This window comes from Prauserella muralis (assembly GCF_003202285.1).
Taxonomy (GTDB): Bacteria; Actinomycetota; Actinomycetes; order Mycobacteriales; family Pseudonocardiaceae; genus Prauserella_B; species Prauserella_B muralis.
Window position 1 is genome coordinate 516,734 of the sequence record NZ_MASW01000001.1, and the last position, 14,257, is coordinate 530,990.

Annotated in this window: 14 protein-coding genes and 1 tRNA gene; 6 read left to right on the top strand and 9 right to left on the bottom strand. The window is 72.6% G+C overall.

All coding sequences use genetic code 11. The features are described from left to right. Window positions 1-5 precede the first annotated feature (5 nt). From BAY60_RS03320 to BAY60_RS03330, 3 genes are all read right to left on the bottom strand, one after another. Window positions 6-92 (bottom strand) — tRNA-Ser (locus BAY60_RS03320). A 23-nt stretch (window positions 93-115) separates the two neighbouring features. After that, window positions 116-601: a nucleoside deaminase gene (locus tag BAY60_RS03325; protein WP_112279331.1), complete on the bottom strand. Its 486-nt coding sequence runs from the start codon at window positions 599-601 to the stop codon at window positions 116-118. After that, complete coding sequence (locus BAY60_RS03330; RefSeq protein WP_112279332.1) at window positions 598-1,080, bottom strand: tRNA adenosine deaminase-associated protein; 483 nt, start codon at window positions 1,078-1,080, stop codon at window positions 598-600. The genes BAY60_RS03325 and BAY60_RS03330 overlap by 4 nt, the downstream gene beginning before the upstream one ends. A 73-nt stretch (window positions 1,081-1,153) precedes the next feature. On the opposite strand from BAY60_RS03330, the gene BAY60_RS03335 reads away from it, so the two are divergent. Both BAY60_RS03335 and BAY60_RS03340 read left to right on the top strand, forming a co-directional pair. Then, entirely contained in the window at window positions 1,154-2,383 is a 1,230-nt protein-coding gene (locus tag BAY60_RS03335; protein ID WP_112280682.1) for a M20 metallopeptidase family protein, read from the top strand. Continuing rightward, the gene (locus BAY60_RS03340) at window positions 2,383-3,369 is read left to right on the top strand and encodes a prephenate dehydrogenase (RefSeq protein WP_112279333.1); all 987 of its coding nucleotides are present in this window, start codon (window positions 2,383-2,385) and stop codon (window positions 3,367-3,369) included. The genes BAY60_RS03335 and BAY60_RS03340 overlap by 1 nt, the downstream gene beginning before the upstream one ends. A gap of 3 nt (window positions 3,370-3,372) precedes the next feature. Here BAY60_RS03340 and BAY60_RS03345 read toward each other — a convergent pair whose 3' ends face one another. Together BAY60_RS03345 and BAY60_RS03350 are read right to left on the bottom strand one after the other, a co-directional pair. After that, a complete protein-coding gene (locus BAY60_RS03345; RefSeq protein ID WP_112279334.1) occupies window positions 3,373-3,612 on the bottom strand; it encodes an antitoxin in 240 nt (79 codons plus the stop codon). A gap of 56 nt (window positions 3,613-3,668) precedes the next feature. Next, window positions 3,669-5,636, bottom strand: coding sequence for an FUSC family protein (locus BAY60_RS03350; protein WP_112279335.1), 1,968 nt, complete (start codon window positions 5,634-5,636; stop codon window positions 3,669-3,671). A 37-nt stretch (window positions 5,637-5,673) separates the two neighbouring features. On the opposite strand from BAY60_RS03350, the gene BAY60_RS03355 reads away from it, so the two are divergent. Next, window positions 5,674-6,132: an SRPBCC family protein gene (locus BAY60_RS03355; RefSeq protein ID WP_112279336.1), complete on the top strand. Its 459-nt coding sequence runs from the start codon at window positions 5,674-5,676 to the stop codon at window positions 6,130-6,132. Between the two features lie 10 nt (window positions 6,133-6,142). Here BAY60_RS03355 and BAY60_RS03360 read toward each other — a convergent pair whose 3' ends face one another. Beyond that, window positions 6,143-6,655: a GbsR/MarR family transcriptional regulator gene (locus BAY60_RS03360; protein ID WP_112279337.1), complete on the bottom strand. Its 513-nt coding sequence runs from the start codon at window positions 6,653-6,655 to the stop codon at window positions 6,143-6,145. A 93-nt stretch (window positions 6,656-6,748) separates the two neighbouring features. Here BAY60_RS03360 and BAY60_RS03365 point away from each other — a divergent pair, with 93 nt between their 5' ends. Then, a complete protein-coding gene (locus BAY60_RS03365) occupies window positions 6,749-7,660 on the top strand; it encodes an ABC transporter ATP-binding protein (protein ID WP_112279338.1) in 912 nt (303 codons plus the stop codon). After that, window positions 7,657-9,309 (top strand): ABC transporter permease, encoded by a 1,653-nt coding sequence (locus BAY60_RS03370; RefSeq protein WP_112279339.1) that lies wholly within the window; start codon window positions 7,657-7,659, stop codon window positions 9,307-9,309. The genes BAY60_RS03365 and BAY60_RS03370 overlap by 4 nt, the downstream gene beginning before the upstream one ends. Before the next feature lie 88 nt (window positions 9,310-9,397). Here the strand turns inward: BAY60_RS03370 and BAY60_RS03375 are convergent, their stop codons facing one another. Further along, a complete protein-coding gene (locus tag BAY60_RS03375; RefSeq protein WP_112279340.1) occupies window positions 9,398-9,901 on the bottom strand; it encodes a hypothetical protein in 504 nt (167 codons plus the stop codon). A gap of 80 nt (window positions 9,902-9,981) precedes the next feature. Here BAY60_RS03375 and BAY60_RS03380 point away from each other — a divergent pair, with 80 nt between their 5' ends. Then, window positions 9,982-11,436, top strand: coding sequence for an NAD-dependent succinate-semialdehyde dehydrogenase (locus BAY60_RS03380; RefSeq protein WP_112279341.1), 1,455 nt, complete (start codon window positions 9,982-9,984; stop codon window positions 11,434-11,436). Here the strand turns inward: BAY60_RS03380 and BAY60_RS03385 are convergent. Continuing rightward, window positions 11,433-11,984 carry a hypothetical protein gene (locus tag BAY60_RS03385; protein WP_112279342.1) on the bottom strand — a complete coding sequence of 184 codons (552 nt, stop codon included), beginning with the start codon at window positions 11,982-11,984 and terminating at the stop codon, window positions 11,433-11,435. The two genes, BAY60_RS03380 and BAY60_RS03385, sit on opposite strands and share 4 nt — an antisense overlap. Window position 11,985: 1 nt before the next feature. Next, window positions 11,986-14,229, bottom strand: a complete 2,244-nt coding sequence (locus BAY60_RS03390) for a hypothetical protein (RefSeq protein ID WP_112279343.1) — start codon at window positions 14,227-14,229, stop codon at window positions 11,986-11,988. Window positions 14,230-14,257: the final 28 nt, after the last annotated feature.

Genomic DNA, 14,257 nt, shown 5'->3' on the forward strand with positions numbered 1-14,257 from the left:
GGCTGCGGTAGCGGTGGGATTTGAACCCACGGACGGGGTCAACCGTCACACGATTTCGAGTCGTGCTCCTTCGGCCGCTCGGACACGCTACCGCCGGATACGATACAGCAGCGGCTCAGCGGCTCTCGAACGGCCCCGGGGCGCCGCGTTGCCCTGCGAAGAAGTCCTCCAGGAGCGCGGAACACTCCTCGGCGAGCACCCCGCCGATCACCTCCGGCCGGTGGTTCAGCCGCCGGTCGCGCACCACGTCCCACAGCGATCCCACCGCACCGGTCCTCGGCTCCCAGGCCCCGAACACCAGCCGCGCGACCCGCGCAAGCACCAGCGCGCCCGCGCACATCGTGCACGGCTCCACGGTGACGGCGAGCGTGCAGCCCTCGAGCCGCCAGCCGTCCCCGTGCACCTTCGCGGCCTCGCGCAGAGCAAGCACCTCGGCATGCGCGGTGGGGTCGCCGAGCTCCTCGCGGGCGTTGTGGGCCGCGGCGAGCAGCGCGCCGTCCGGCGCGAACACCACCGCGCCGATGGGGACGTCGGCCGTGCCCCGCGCGCGCCGGGCGACCTCGAGGGCCGCCCGCACCGCGTCGGACTCGCCCGGCCTCACAGCTCGTCGAGCAGTTTGGCGAACTCGTCGCCGAAGCCGCAGCGCTGGGCGATCATCTGCAGCTGCTCATCCGGGTACAGCTCGATCTCGTTGACGATCACCTCGAGCTCGGGCCCGGGCATGCCCAGGTCGGCCAGGATCTCCAGGTCGCCCTCCGGCCAGAGCATGTCGTCGTCCTCGTCGGGTGGGTCCACGCGCAGCAGGTCGAGCACGTCCGCCGCGATGTCGTAGTCGAGCGCCGCGGCCGCGTCCGAGAGCAGCAGAGAGGCGCCCGTCGGTGACGGCCGGACGATGACGAAGAACTCGTCGTCCACCGCGAGCATGCCGAATACCGCACCGGTCGAACGGAGCTTGCGCAGCTCCGTGATCGCGGCGTCCAGCTCGGCGAGCGCAGCCGTGTCGAGCGGGCTGCATCGCCACTTGCCGTCCTCGCGCACGACGGCCACCGCGAACCCCGTGATCGGCTCCTTCACCGCCATGCGCCCACCGTATACCTGCCGGGTGGATCTCCGAATGCCGAAACGCACCCCCGTGCGTGCCACTATCGAGACCATGACCGGACCCACCGAGCTGCCGTCCCTGCCCGACGCCCGCCTCGCCGGGCTGCTCGCCGAGGCACGCGCGCTGCAACCCTCCACCGTCGCCCTGCGCCGTGAGCTGCACCGTCACCCCGAACTGGGCCTCGAACTGCCGAGGACGCGGCAGAGCATCCTGCGGGCGCTGTCCGGTCTGCCGCTGGAGATCACCACCGGCACGTCCACCACGTCGGTCACCGCGGTGCTGCGCGGCGGCAGGCCGGGGCCGGCCGTGCTGCTGCGCGGCGACATGGACGCGCTGCCGATGCCCGAGGACACCGGCGCCGAGTTCGCCTCCGAGGTGCCCGGCGCGATGCACGCCTGCGGCCACGACACGCACGTGGCGATGCTGGCCTCCGCGGCGCGGCTGCTCGCCGAGCGCGCCGACGAGCTGGCCGGCTCGGTCGTGTTCATGTTCCAGCCCGGCGAGGAAGGCTTCCACGGCGCGCGGCACATGATCCACGACGGCGTGCTGGACGCGGCCGGAACCCGCGTGGAGCGCGCGTTCGCCCTGCACACCTACGCCAACCTGCCCAGCGGGACGATCGCGACGCGGCCAGGCCCCATCCTGGCGTCGGCCGACCGCCTCTTCGTGCGGGTCATCGGCAAGGGCGGGCACGGCTCGATGCCGCACAACGCCCTCGACCCGGTCCCCGCCGCCGCGGCCATGGTCGGCGCGCTGCAGACGATGGTCACCAGGCGGGTCGACGTCACCGACCCGGCCGTGCTGTCCGTCACCCGCATCACCGCGGGCACCACGAGCAACGTCATTCCGGAGACCGCGGAGCTGGAGGGCACCATCCGGACGCTGTCCGAGCGCACCCGCGCCCGGGTGCGGGCCGAGGTGCCGACGGTGTGCGAGGGAGTCGGCGCCGCCTACGGCTGCCGGGTGCTCACCGACATCGAGCCCGGCTATCCGCCCACCGTCAACGACGACGCCATGGCGGCGCGGGTGCTGTCGCTGGCCGGTGACGTGCTCGGCGCCGAGCACGTCACCGAGATGGCCGCGCCGATCATGGGCGCCGAGGACTTCTCCTACGTGCTGCAGCGGGTGCCCGGCGCGTTCGCCTTCCTCGGCGCCTGCCCGCCGGGCACCGATCCCGCCGAGGCCGAGGCCAACCACTCCAACCGCGTCGTCTACGACGAGGACGCGCTGGCCAGCGGTGTCGCCCTCTACGCGGCCTTCGCACTGGACAGCCTGCGCTGATGAGGCAGGATGGCCCCGTGCGAGACGTGTGCGTGATCGGACTCGGGCTCATCGGCGGCTCCCTGCTGCGCTCGGCCGCCCACACCGGGAGAACCGTGTGGGGCGCCAGCGACTCCACAAAGGACGCCACCGCGGCCGCCGACGACGGCTTCGACACCTCCACCGACGTCGCCGCCGCCCTGCGCAGGGCGGCCGAGGCCGATGCGCTGGTGGTGCTCGCCGTGCCGCTGCCCGCGGTGGAGGCCGTGCTGAGCCTGGTCGGTGACCATGCGCCCCGGTGCCTGCTCACCGATGTCACGAGCGTGAAGGGGCCGGTCGGCGAGGCCGTGCGCAGGCGTGTTCCCGGGGCGCGGTTCGCGGGAGGGCACCCCATGACGGGCACCGCTCACTCCGGCTGGGCAGCGAGCTCACCGACGCTGTTCACCGGCGCGGCGTGGGTGGTCTGCGTGGAGGAGGACACGGAACTGGCCGCGTGGCGGGAGGCCGCCGCGCTGGCGCTGGGCGTGGGCGCGCACGTGGTGCCGGTGACGGCGGCGGCTCACGACGAGGTGGTGGCCCGCGTCTCCCACCTGCCGCATCTGCTCGCCGCGGTGCTCGCCTCGGTCGGGGCGCACGGCGGCCCGCTCGCCGCAGCGCTCGCGGCGGGCTCGTTCGCCGACGGCACCCGGGTGGCGGGCACGCGGCCGGATCTGGTGCGGGCGATGACGGAGGGCAACCGTGCCGCCCTGCTGCCCGTGCTCGACGAGGCACTGGGCAAGCTCGGCGCCGCGCGCGGCTCGCTGGCCTCCACCGGCGGCCTCGCCGCCACGATCGAGGCAGGTCACAAGGCGGCGCGTTCGCTGGACGAGCACCGCCACGCCCCGCACACCGCGGTCCGCATCGACCTCGGTGCGCCGGACGCCAGGGACGGGTTGACCGCGCTCGGAGAGCGTGGTGGGCGCATCACCGCGATCGACGGCGATGCCCTCACCGGCGAGGTCGCCTGACCCTCACTGCGGGCCGGGCTTCGGGGGCTGCTGGCCGCCCTGGCCGCCACCGTGCTCACCGCCAGCGTTCTTGTGCAGGAACTCCTTCGCCTTCTTCGTGGCGGAGTCGATCTTGTCCGACTGCTTGCCGAACCTCGACTTGGCGGCGCCGCTCGCCTTGTCCAGGCCCTGCTCGATCTTGCCGCTGTTCTTGGTCAGCGCGTCCTGCGCCTTGTTCTTGATCTGCTCGAAATTGATACCCATGTGTTCCAATCCACCAGGTACGCCGCCGTTCCGCAACGCGAAGCCCCCGTCGGTGGTCAGCGCCGCCTGCGCAGGGAGAACCGCGAGCGGGTGAGGTCCGGCCCCCGCACGGCGTCGAAGGCCGACTCGAGCTGGTCACTGACTCCGGCGAGCCGCTGGTCGGCGGGCAGGTCGACGTCCGCGGGTTCCCGCTGCTCACGCACGGCGGTGGCCAGTTCGGCGAGGGCCGAGGTGACCAGTCGCACATCGTCGGGCTCCGGCGGCTCCGCGCCGTGCTCGATGGTCACCACCACCGCCGTGACGGCATCGGCGACCTGCTCGAGCGCGACGATGGCGGGCCACCACGCCGCGGCCTGCCGCCCCGCGGGTGAGGGCTCGACGACGAGCTGCTGGAAAGCGGTCCGCAGGTCGGCGAGGCCGCGGTAGGCCCGGCGGCGGCGCCGCGACCGCTCGGCGCGTTCCTGGCCGGTCTCGGCGGGGCGCAGCCCGTGCTCGACGTAGCGGGCGACCGTGTCGGCCACGTCGGCCAGCCTGCCGCCGACCCGGGGCCGCAGGCTGCCCGGCCACAGCAGGTAGCCGAACACCAGCACGATGGCGCAGCCGAGCCCGGTGTCCACCAGCCGGGCCAGCACGAGCGGCCAGTCGCCGCCGGCCGAGAGGTCCATCTGCACGATGATCAGCGGGGTGATGAAGGCGCTGAGGATGCCGTAGTTGCGCACCTTGCCGATGGCGGCTCCCGCCGCGAACAGCGCCACCAGCAGCACCAGCGCGAAGCCCCGGGTGCCGAGGCCCAGGACCGCCGCGCCGATGCCCACGCCGACCACCGTGCCGAGGCCACGCAGCACCGCCCTGCCGAACACGGAGCCGAAGTCGGGCTTGAGCACGATCCCCACGGTGAGTGTGATCCAGTACGAGCGCTCGACCGGCACGACGAGGCTAACCGTCTCGGCCAGCGCCACGCACAGCGTCAGCCGGAGCGTCGCCACCCAGGTGAGCGGGCCGGACGTGAGCGAGTCCAGCCAGTCGCGCAGACGCCGCAGCGGTGGCACGCGGTCCCGGCGGGCCCGCTCGGCGTCGGTGCCGATCTTGGCCAGCGCGTGGTGGAGCGCGGTCACCGTGCCGTCGATGTCGTCCGGGTCGTCGGCGTCGTCGGCGCCGGGTGCGGACCGGCGTGGCGGCTCCGGCAGCGGCGCGTTGGCGAGCACGGCGGTGGCCAGGTCCGTGAAGTGCCCGATCACCTCGCGCGGCGCCCGGGTGCCCGCGTTGACCATGGCCACCGAGGCCTCGACGGCCGGGGTGGTGGCGGCCAGCAGGTTCAGCAGCTTCCGGTAGGTCGTGTCGCGGCCGGACAGCCACGAACGCGCGGTGAGCAGCCGGTCGTAGGCGGTGTTGAGTGCGGCGGTGAGCTGCTGGCGCGCCGCCAGCGACGTGGGCTCGTCCTGCGCGGACAGCATCGCGGCGAGCTCGATGTAGACCTGCGCGACAGCGTTGCGCTCGGGGGAGGTGGCGTGCACGGTCCAGCCGGACAGCGCCACGACGAGCCCCCACGCGGCACCGGCGGCGAAGCAGCCCAGCACGATCCCGAACGCGGCGACACCGTGCTGCCCGGTGCCGAGGACGGTGAAGATGAACAGCTGCAGCCCGGCCACCGACGCGTTGCTGCCCGCCGCGCTGACCAGCGCGGACACCGCGGCGATGAGCACGACGACCGCGACGGAGACCGCCGTTTCGGCTCCGGCGAGCAGGCCCACCGCGAAGCCGCCCACCGCGGCCACCACCGCACCGCCGAGCCGCTGCGCCCGGTAGCGATACGTGCCAGGCGACTCGGCGAGCACGGTCGGCAGCGCGCCGGAGGAGGCCAGCGCGCCGAGTGCGATGTCCCCGAGCACGTAGGCGACCGCGAGCGGGGTGGCCAGCGCGATCGCCGCCCGCACGGCTCTCGACCAGGGCACCGGAGCCGGGGCGCTGCGCAGCAGGTGGACGAGCCAGCGCGGGGCGGCGAAGTCGGCGCGGGACGAGCTCACCCCGCCATCATCGCCCATGGACACTAGGGTTCCGGCGATGATCGGGAGACGCTTCACGTTCGAGGTCCGCAGGGTCACCAGCGCGGCACCGGAGACGCTGTTCCGGCTGGAGACCGACGGCGCGGGCTGGTCGCGCTGGGCGAGGCCGCTGGTACCCCGCTCGCGCTGGGCGCGCGAGGGCGACCCCGCGCCCGCCGGTGCGGGCGCGGTGCGCGAGGTCGGGCTGTGGCCGCTGCTCGTTCGTGAGCGCACGGTGGAGTACGAGCCGCACCGCAGGCACGTCTACACCTTCGACGGTGCCCGCCCCCCGGTGCGCGACTACCGCGCGGAGGTGCTGCTCACGCCCGACGGCTCGGGCGGCACGGAGCTGCTGTGGCGCGGATCGTTCACCGAGGCCGTGCCGGGCACCGGCCCGCTCGCGCGGACCCTGCTGCGCGCGGCGATCCGGTTCCTGTCGGCACGGCTGGTACGCGCGGCGGAGGCAGGGCGGGGCTGAGAGGCCTGGCTCAGGCGTCGTCGCGCCGCTCCTGCTCGGCGTGCCAGCGCTCGAACAGGGCCGGGATCTCCTTGACCATGAAGTCGAGGAAGTCGGCCATGCGCGTGAGCCGCCGGCCCGCCGGGGTGTCCGCGCCCACGGCGGCGACACCCTCGATGGTCGCGTCGCGCCAGAGCCGCATCATGCGGTCGCGCTTGAGGAAGGACGCGTACCAGAGGTCGTCGAAGAGGGTGTAGTGGTCCCGGCGCTCGCCGGGCAGGCGTTCCTTGGCGACGAAGCCCACCTGCTCCAGGTAGCGCACGGCGCCGGAGATGGCCGCCGGGCTGACGGACAGCGTCTCGGCGAGTTCCGCGGAGGTCATCCGGCCGCTGTCGGAGACCGTCAACGCGGAGAACACCCGCGCGGGCATGCGCTGCAGGCCGATCTGCGTCAGCGTCAGCGCGAGGTTCTCGATGTAGTTGCGGACTGCTTCCTCGTCGCGCCCTTCGGCCGGGTCGCGCTGAGACTGTGGCCTGCTCGACATGACTCCATCCTCTCCGAGCCCGCGACGTGCTATCACTCAATCCATACGTTTTTTTAACTTCACAAGTTTGTGAAATCATACTAGTTTCAGGCCATGGACAACGCCATCTCCATCTCCGGCCTCCACAAGTCCTTCGGCCGGACCAAGGCCCTGGACGGCCTCGACCTGTCCGTCGCCACCGGCGAGGTTCACGGGTTCCTCGGTCCCAACGGCTCCGGCAAGTCGACGACCGTCCGGGTCCTGCTCGGCCTGCTCCGCGCCGACAAGGGGACGGTGAACCTGCTCGGCGGCGATCCGTGGCACGACGCCGCGAGCCTGCACCGCAGACTCGCCTACGTACCCGGCGACGTCAGCCTCTGGCCGAACCTTTCCGGCGGGGAGGTCATCGACCTGCTCGGGCGCCTGCGCGGCGGGCTGGACACCAAGCGCCGCCAGGAACTGATCGAGCGCTTCGACCTCGACCCGAAGAAGAAGGGCCGGACCTACTCCAAGGGCAACCGGCAGAAGGTCGCCATCGTGGCCGCGCTCGCGTCCAACGTCGAGCTGCTGATCATGGACGAGCCCACCGCGGGGCTCGACCCGCTCATGGAGGCGACGTTCCAGTACGCCATCTCCGAGGAGCGCGAGAAGGGCCGCACGGTGCTGCTGTCCAGCCACATCCTCGCCGAGGTCGAGGCGCTGTGCGACCGCGTGAGCATCATCCGCAACGGCCGCACGGTGGAAACCGGCACGCTGGCCGACCTGCGGCACCTGACGCGCACGACGATCTCGGCGGAGCTGGCCGGTCACCCCAACGGGCTGTCGCGACTGGAGCACGTGCACGACCTCAAGATCGAGGGCAACCACGTCCGGTTCGACGTCGAGACGAGCGCGCTCGACGAGGCGCTGCGCCAGCTCAGCTCCATCGGCGTGCGCAGCCTCACCAGCCAGCCGCCGACGCTCGAAGAGCTGTTCCTGCGGCACTACACCGACACCTCGGACTCCAAGGCGGCATCAGCGTCATGACCACGTCCACCCTCGACCGCGCGGTGAGCCCCACCCCCGGAGTCGGCACCAAGGGCAACCTGCTCGCGGGCACCGGCCAGCTGGTGCGCCTCGCGCTGCGCCGCGACCGCATCGTGCTGCCCCTCTGGGTGCTGGTGATCGGCGTGATGGCGGCCGCGGGCGCCGGAGCCTACGAAACGCTCTACCCCACCCAGGCCGAACGCGCGGCGCTCACCGCGACCATGGGCAGCAACCCGTCGCTGACCCTGCTCTACGGGCCCGCCTTCGACCTGAGCACCGCGGGCGGGTTCACCGCCTGGCGCTACGGCACCCTGCTGCCGCTGTTCCTCGCACTGGCCTGCATCTTCACCGTCACCCGGCACACCAGGCAGGAGGAGGACACCGGCAGGCAGGAACTGCTGTCGTCGACCGTCGTCGGCCGCTACGCCCCGCTGACCGCCGCCGTGATCACGGCGGGGATCGGTGCCCTGGCCACCGGCCTGCTGATGGTCGTGACCCTCGCCGGAGCGGGGCTGCCCGCCGCGGGCTCGGTGGCCTTCGGGCTGGGCACGGCACTCGTCGGCCTGGTGTTCGTCGGCGTCGCGACGATCGCCGTCCAGCTCGGCGAGTACTCCCGCACGGCCAACGGCATCGCCAGCGCCGTGCTCGGCGCGACGTTCCTGTTCCGCGCCGTCGGTGACTCGGCGACCGACATCAGCTGGCTGTCCTGGCTGTCACCGATCGGCTGGGGCACCCAGGTCCGCGCCTACGCCGACGAGCGCTGGTGGGTGCTCGTGCTGCTCGCGGGCGCGGCACTGCTGCTCGGCACGATCGGCTACCGGCTGCTGCCCCGCCGCGACGTCGGCCTGAGCCTCATCCCGGCGCGGCCCGGCCCCGCCGAGGCCTCGCCAGGGCTGAACTCGGTGCTGGCCCTGTCCTGGCGGTTGCACCGGGGTGCGCTCATCGGCTGGCTGATCGGCTTCGCCGTGATGGGCGCGCTCTACGGCTCGCTCACCGCGGGCATCGGCGACCTGCTGGGCGACAGCGCGCAGGCCGAGCAGATGATCCAGCGCATGGGCGGCTCGGAGAGCATCGAACGCGCCTTCATCGCGGCCACGGCCGGCATCACGGCGATGATCGCGTCGCTGTACGCCGTCCAGGCCACGCTGCGGATGCGCGCCGAGGAGGTCGGCATCCGGGTCGAGCCGCTGCTGGCCACCCGCGTCAGCAGGCTCGGCTGGGCCGCGAGCCACCTGACGTTCGTGCTGCTGGGGACGGCGCTGATACAGACGACTGCCGGCCTGTTCATGGGCCTGCTGCACGGACTGCGCGTCAACGACGTCGGCGAGCAGCTGCCGTCGGTGCTCGGCGCGTCGGTGGCCCAGCTGCCCGCGATCTGGGTCGTCGCGGGCGCCGCCGTGGTGATCTTCGGCTTCCTGCCGAAGGCGGCCACCACCGCGTGGGCGGTCGCGGCGCTGTTCCTGCTGATCAGCATGTTCGGGCCCGCGGTCGGAGCGAGCCAGGCGGTGCTGAACGTCTCGCCGTTCCAGCACGTGCCGAAGCTGCCGAGCGCCGACTTCACAGCGACACCGCTGGTCTGGCTGACCGTGGTGGCCCTGGCACTGCTCGGGGCGGGCCTGGCGAGGTTCCGCACCCGCGACATCGGCTGACGAGCCGGCGACGACCGGGCCCGGACTTCATCGGGGGAGTCCGGGCCCGGTCCTTTCCGGTGCTGCCCCGTCCTGTCCGGCGCCGCGCTCAGGCCCGTTCGCGGATCTCGCCGTCGGCGGTGACGGTGAGCTGGGCCTGGGGGCCCTGCGGCGGGCACCCGCGCCCGTTGGGATACACCGGCGCGGGCGTGACCGTGAGCGTGCGGCGGGCCAGCTCGGTGCCGTCGGCGGCGGTCACCGTCAGGGTCAGCTCCACCGGCTGTTCCGGGAGGCCGGCGATGTCGGCGAACCCGTTGCGCCCCCCGGTCTCCCGCACCCCGGCCGAGCACACGGCATCCGGCCCCTCGCCCGTGCACGACGTCGGGCCCGCCGTGGTGGAGGGGCGCAGGTCGGTCCGGACGGTCTCGCAGGAGCCACCCCAGCAGGCCTCCACCGTGGCGGCCTCGGCCTGCGGCCCCTGCTCCCGCGGCGCGACGTCGACGCCGATCCCGGCGGGGGCACCGATCTCGGTGCAGGCGACCTCGCCGCCGGATCCCGCGGAGGCTCCGCATCCGGCGACCAGCAGCAGGGCGAACGCGGTCAGTGCACGCATGCCGGGAAGACGGCGCAGACCGGACATCCGGTTGCACGGCGCGCGGTGTCGCTTCGCCCGCCTCCGGGTAGCCCGCGGTCATGGACGGCATCATCGAGCGCATCCCGAGGCAGCTCTTCATCGACGGCAAGTGGCGCGACGCGGCCGAAGGGAGCACGTTCGGAGTCGAGGACCCCGGCGCCGAGCGCGGGCTCTGCGACGTCGCCGACGCGCAGGGCGCCGATGCCGAGGCCGCCGTCGAGGCGGCCGTCGCCGCGCAGGAGAGCTGGGCCCGTACCCCTCCGCGCGAGCGCGGGGAAATCCTGCGCAGGGCGTGGCAGCTGATGACCGAGCGCACCGACGAGCTGGCCACGCTGATGACCCTGGAGATGGGCAAGAGCCTCACCGAGTCCCGTGCCGAGGTCGGCTACGCCGCCGAGTTCTTCCGGTGGTTCTCCGAGGAGGCGGTGCGCATCGACGGCCGCTACTCGGTGAACCCCGCAGGGGGCGGTCGCACGCTGGTCACCAGGCAGCCGGTGGGCCCGTGTCTGCTGGTGACGCCGTGGAACTTCCCGCTGGCGATGGGCACCCGCAAGATCGGCCCCGCGGTGGCGGCGGGCTGCACGATGATCGTCAAGCCGCCGCAGCTGACTCCGCTGTCGATGCTGAACCTGGCCGCGCTGCTCGCCGAGGCCGGACTCCCTGACGGCGTGCTGAACGTCGTGCCCAGCACGTCGGCCACCCGGATCGTCGACCCCGTGCTCGGCGACCCCCGGGTGCGCAAGCTGTCGTTCACCGGATCCACCGAGGTCGGCCGCAAACTGGTCGAGCAGTGCGCGCCGAACCTGCAGCGCATGTCGATGGAGCTGGGTGGCAACGCCCCGTTCGTCGTGTTCGCCGACGCCGATGTCGACGCCGCCGTGCGCGGCGCGGTCACCGCCAAGATGCGCAACAACGGCGAGTCGTGCGTGGCGGCCAACCGCTTCCATGTCGCCGAGCCGGTCGCCGAGGAGTTCACGCGGCGGCTGACCGAGGAGATGGCGGCGCTGCGCATCGGCCACGGCACCGAGAACGGGGTGTCGGTCGGCCCGCTCATCAGCTCCGACCAGCGCGACAAGGTCTCCGAGCTGGTGGACGACGCGCGGGACCGGGGCGCCGAGGTCACCACGGGTGGAGAGCCGCTGGAGGGCAAGGGCTTCTTCTACCGGCCGACGGTGCTGTCCGGAGTGCCCGAGCAGGCCCGCATCCTGCGCGAGGAGGTGTTCGGCCCGGTCGCTCCGATCACCACCTTCCGCGACGAGGACGAGGCCGTGGCACTCGCCAACGACACCGAGTTCGGCCTCGTCGGGTACGTGTTCACCCGCGATCTCGACCGGGCCGTCCGGGTCGGCGAACGGCTGCAGACCGGCATGGTCGGTCTCAACACCGGCCTGGTCTCGAACCCCGCCGCGCCGTTCGGCGGCGTGAAGGCCTCCGGGTTCGGCCGCGAGGGCGGCTACGAGGGCATCGACGAGTACCTCGACACGAAGTACCTGGCGCTGGCCGTCAGCGCCTAGGACCCGGTGCCGGGCGCCGCCGGCCCGACGTCCACGTCGAGCGCGGTCACGAAGCGCACCCTGGGCACACCGGCGAGCAGCGGCAGCACCTCGTCGGTGTAGGCCTGCTGGCCGAACTTGCCGAGCCAGGCGCCCGGATCCTCCGCCGTGGTGTCGATCAGGAGCCGGTAGCGGTAGGTGCCGGGAACTGCCGGGGTGAAGGTCGCGAACGTGGAGAGGGGAAGGAACCGTCCTCGCGACGTGGGGTCGAAGGTCTCGCCCGGCCGCAGCCGGTGGAAGTCGGTGCGGCGCAGCGGCCCGACCAGACCGTCCTCGGGAGCCGGTGGCTCGGCGACCACCTCGTCGGTGGCGCCGAGCACGGCGGGCCGGTAGATCGGGAACCTGCTCGCCGTCTCGGAGCCGTCGAGCACCCCGGGAAACCACACGTCATCCGTGCCCGTGTTGCCGACCCGCAGCTCGACGGGCGGGACGGCGCCGACGACGCAGCGCCGTCCCGCGGGGACGTAGAGCCAGGCGGAGACCGCCGCGACTCCGGTCCTGCCGGGCATGTCAGGCCTCGGACGAGCGGTGCCCGTTCTCGCCGTCGTCGGCGCCGATCTCCTGCCAGGTCGCCTCGGCCTGCGCCCGGATGTCGTCCAGCACCAGCGGGTTGAGGTGCTTGCCCTCGAACATGCGCACCATGTCGCGCGTCGTGTCGACGGCCCTGCCGAGGTCGCCTGCCTTCGCCTCGGCGCGGGCCTTCGCGCGCAAGGCCATGTTGAGGGTGATGTTGTCGACGCCCACGGTGTCGGCAACCGAGTCCTCGACCACCCTGGCCAGCAGCTGGGCGGCCTCCGCGCCGTGCGCGGGCCGGACCCGCAGCGTCTTGTCGGCGGTGAGCTCCTTGAAGTCCCGCAGCTCGTTGATGCCCTTCGCCAGCCTGCCGTACACGGCGAGCGGGTGATCGGGGTGCTCGTCGACCAGCGTGTCGATGGCCGTCATGCCGCCCCGCAGGGTCGCCGCGTCGGAGCCGAGCAGCGCCAGTAGCTGACCCTGTTCCTCCCCGAGCAGCAGCTCGCCGACGATCTCGTCCGCCCCGGTCGCGGGTGGGCGCACCCGCAACCGCAGCACCGGCGAGAGCACGCGCGAGCCGTCACCGGCCACATAGGATGCCCGGATCCGGTAGGTGCCGGGTGTCTCGAACAGGAAGCCGTCACGGCCGAAGCCGAGGTAGGCGCTCTCGTAGAGGGCGGGCCTGCCCACGCCGAGTGTCACGGTGCGGGCGGTGTCGACGCAGTGCCGCAGCAACGGCCGGAACAGCCTCGTGCGGCCCGAGGGTTGCTGCACGGCCACCGAGACCAGGTCATCGTTCGGGTGCAGGTAGCCGTGGGTCTCCCGGTCGCGCAGCTCGGTGCCGGACAGCTTCAGCTCGACCACCACCGGCTCCCCGAACGCGAACGCCGGCTTGGGGCTGCGCAGTTCCAGCGCCAGCCCGGAGGCGTCCTGCACCGGGTCGTCGAACAGGTCCGGGTCGATGTCGGCGGCACCCGACGAGAACGCGTTCGCGCCCATGATGACGTTGCGGTAGTACCCGTGCCGCAGGTGCACCAGCTCGTTCTCGGTGAACTGGAACGGGAACGACGCCCAGTAGGCGCTCGCGCCGCCGGGCCCGGACGGCGACTGCTGGTACTTCCAGTCGTAGTTCATCCACGACAGGTCCGCGAGGCCGCCGTTGGGGCCGAGCGGGGCGGGCGGCACGGCGAGGTCCTTCTGCCAGGAGTGCATCAGGTTGAAGGCGTGGCCGAGCTCGTGCACGTAGGTCCGCAGCTGCGAACGCCGGCTCGCCGCGTCGGTGCCCTTGATGGCGTCGTAGAAGACCGCGGCGCCCTGGCGCTGGAAGGCGTCTTCGTAGTCGAACATGATGCCGCGGTAGCCGCCGTCGTGGGCGCCGGCGACGAGCATCCACACCTGCCACCGGGGCGCGTTGGTGAACCTGCTGAAGTGGTTGACCATCGCCGCGTGCAGCTCCGAGTCGCTCCAGGTGGCGTTCGCGCCCGCGGCCGATGTCGGGATGACGTTGGCCGCTCCGGTGGTGAGCAGCTCGATGCCGGCCTCCGCCAGTGCCTTCGGCACGGTGAGCACCCTGGCCGGGCTGCCTGCCGGCTGCGGAAGGGACGCGGTGTCGTAGGAGACGAACGGCACGGTCCCGGTCACCGAGTCCTCCTCGTAGGAGACGGTGCGGAAGTACCGGGACTCGTACGTGCACTGGTAGGCCGAGCCTGCCGTGTCCGATGCGGTGCGGAACTCCAGCGTCGCGGGTCGCTGCGGCTGGTGCGCGGGCACGCGCGGGATCCTCAGCCGGATCTTCGGCGCCGCCGCGCGCCACGTGAAGCTGCCGGTGCCCTCGATGAGCACGTGCGCGGGTTTGGTGGTGATCGTCGGTGCGTGCACGACGAACGATCCGAAGTAGCCGGTGGTCGAGCCCGAGGTGGAGAAGAAGTCACCGCTGACGCGCCGGGTGGGGCGTTCCCCGTCGACGTCGACGCGCAGTTCGAGCCGCCAGTTGCCGCTCGCACCGCGGTAACGACCGCGCACCGCGCGGGTGCGCAGCGGCCTCGGGAAGGGCGCCTGGATCCGTTCGGGCCTCGGCGGCGCGGGCTGCGGGGGCACCTCGGCTTCGGCCTCCGCCGGGGCAGGCGCCGACGTCGATGCGCCGTTGCCGAGGGCGGCAACCTCCTCCTGGTAGTCCTGAGCGTCCTCGAACCGGTCGAACATCCCGGACGTGACAATGGTGGGATCGGATACGCCGAGCATGATTTTTCCCCTCTCGCCGTGAAAACCG

Coding starts and splice junctions, on each gene's coding strand:
- BAY60_RS03330 (WP_112279332.1), bottom strand. CDS start 1,080: ATGGCGGTGAAGGAGCCGATCACGGGGTTCGCGGTGGCCGTCGTGCGC.
- BAY60_RS03335 (WP_112280682.1), top strand. CDS start 1,154: ATGACCGGACCCACCGAGCTGCCGTCCCTGCCCGACGCCCGCCTCGCC.
- BAY60_RS03340 (WP_112279333.1), top strand. CDS start 2,383: ATGAGGCAGGATGGCCCCGTGCGAGACGTGTGCGTGATCGGACTCGGG.
- BAY60_RS03345 (WP_112279334.1), bottom strand. CDS start 3,612: ATGGGTATCAATTTCGAGCAGATCAAGAACAAGGCGCAGGACGCGCTG.
- BAY60_RS03355 (WP_112279336.1), top strand. CDS start 5,674: ATGATCGGGAGACGCTTCACGTTCGAGGTCCGCAGGGTCACCAGCGCG.
- BAY60_RS03360 (WP_112279337.1), bottom strand. CDS start 6,655: ATGTCGAGCAGGCCACAGTCTCAGCGCGACCCGGCCGAAGGGCGCGAC.
- BAY60_RS03365 (WP_112279338.1), top strand. CDS start 6,749: ATGGACAACGCCATCTCCATCTCCGGCCTCCACAAGTCCTTCGGCCGG.
- BAY60_RS03370 (WP_112279339.1), top strand. CDS start 7,657: ATGACCACGTCCACCCTCGACCGCGCGGTGAGCCCCACCCCCGGAGTC.
- BAY60_RS03375 (WP_112279340.1), bottom strand. CDS start 9,901: ATGCGTGCACTGACCGCGTTCGCCCTGCTGCTGGTCGCCGGATGCGGA.
- BAY60_RS03380 (WP_112279341.1), top strand. CDS start 9,982: ATGGACGGCATCATCGAGCGCATCCCGAGGCAGCTCTTCATCGACGGC.
- BAY60_RS03385 (WP_112279342.1), bottom strand. CDS start 11,984: ATGCCCGGCAGGACCGGAGTCGCGGCGGTCTCCGCCTGGCTCTACGTC.
- BAY60_RS03390 (WP_112279343.1), bottom strand. CDS start 14,229: ATGCTCGGCGTATCCGATCCCACCATTGTCACGTCCGGGATGTTCGAC.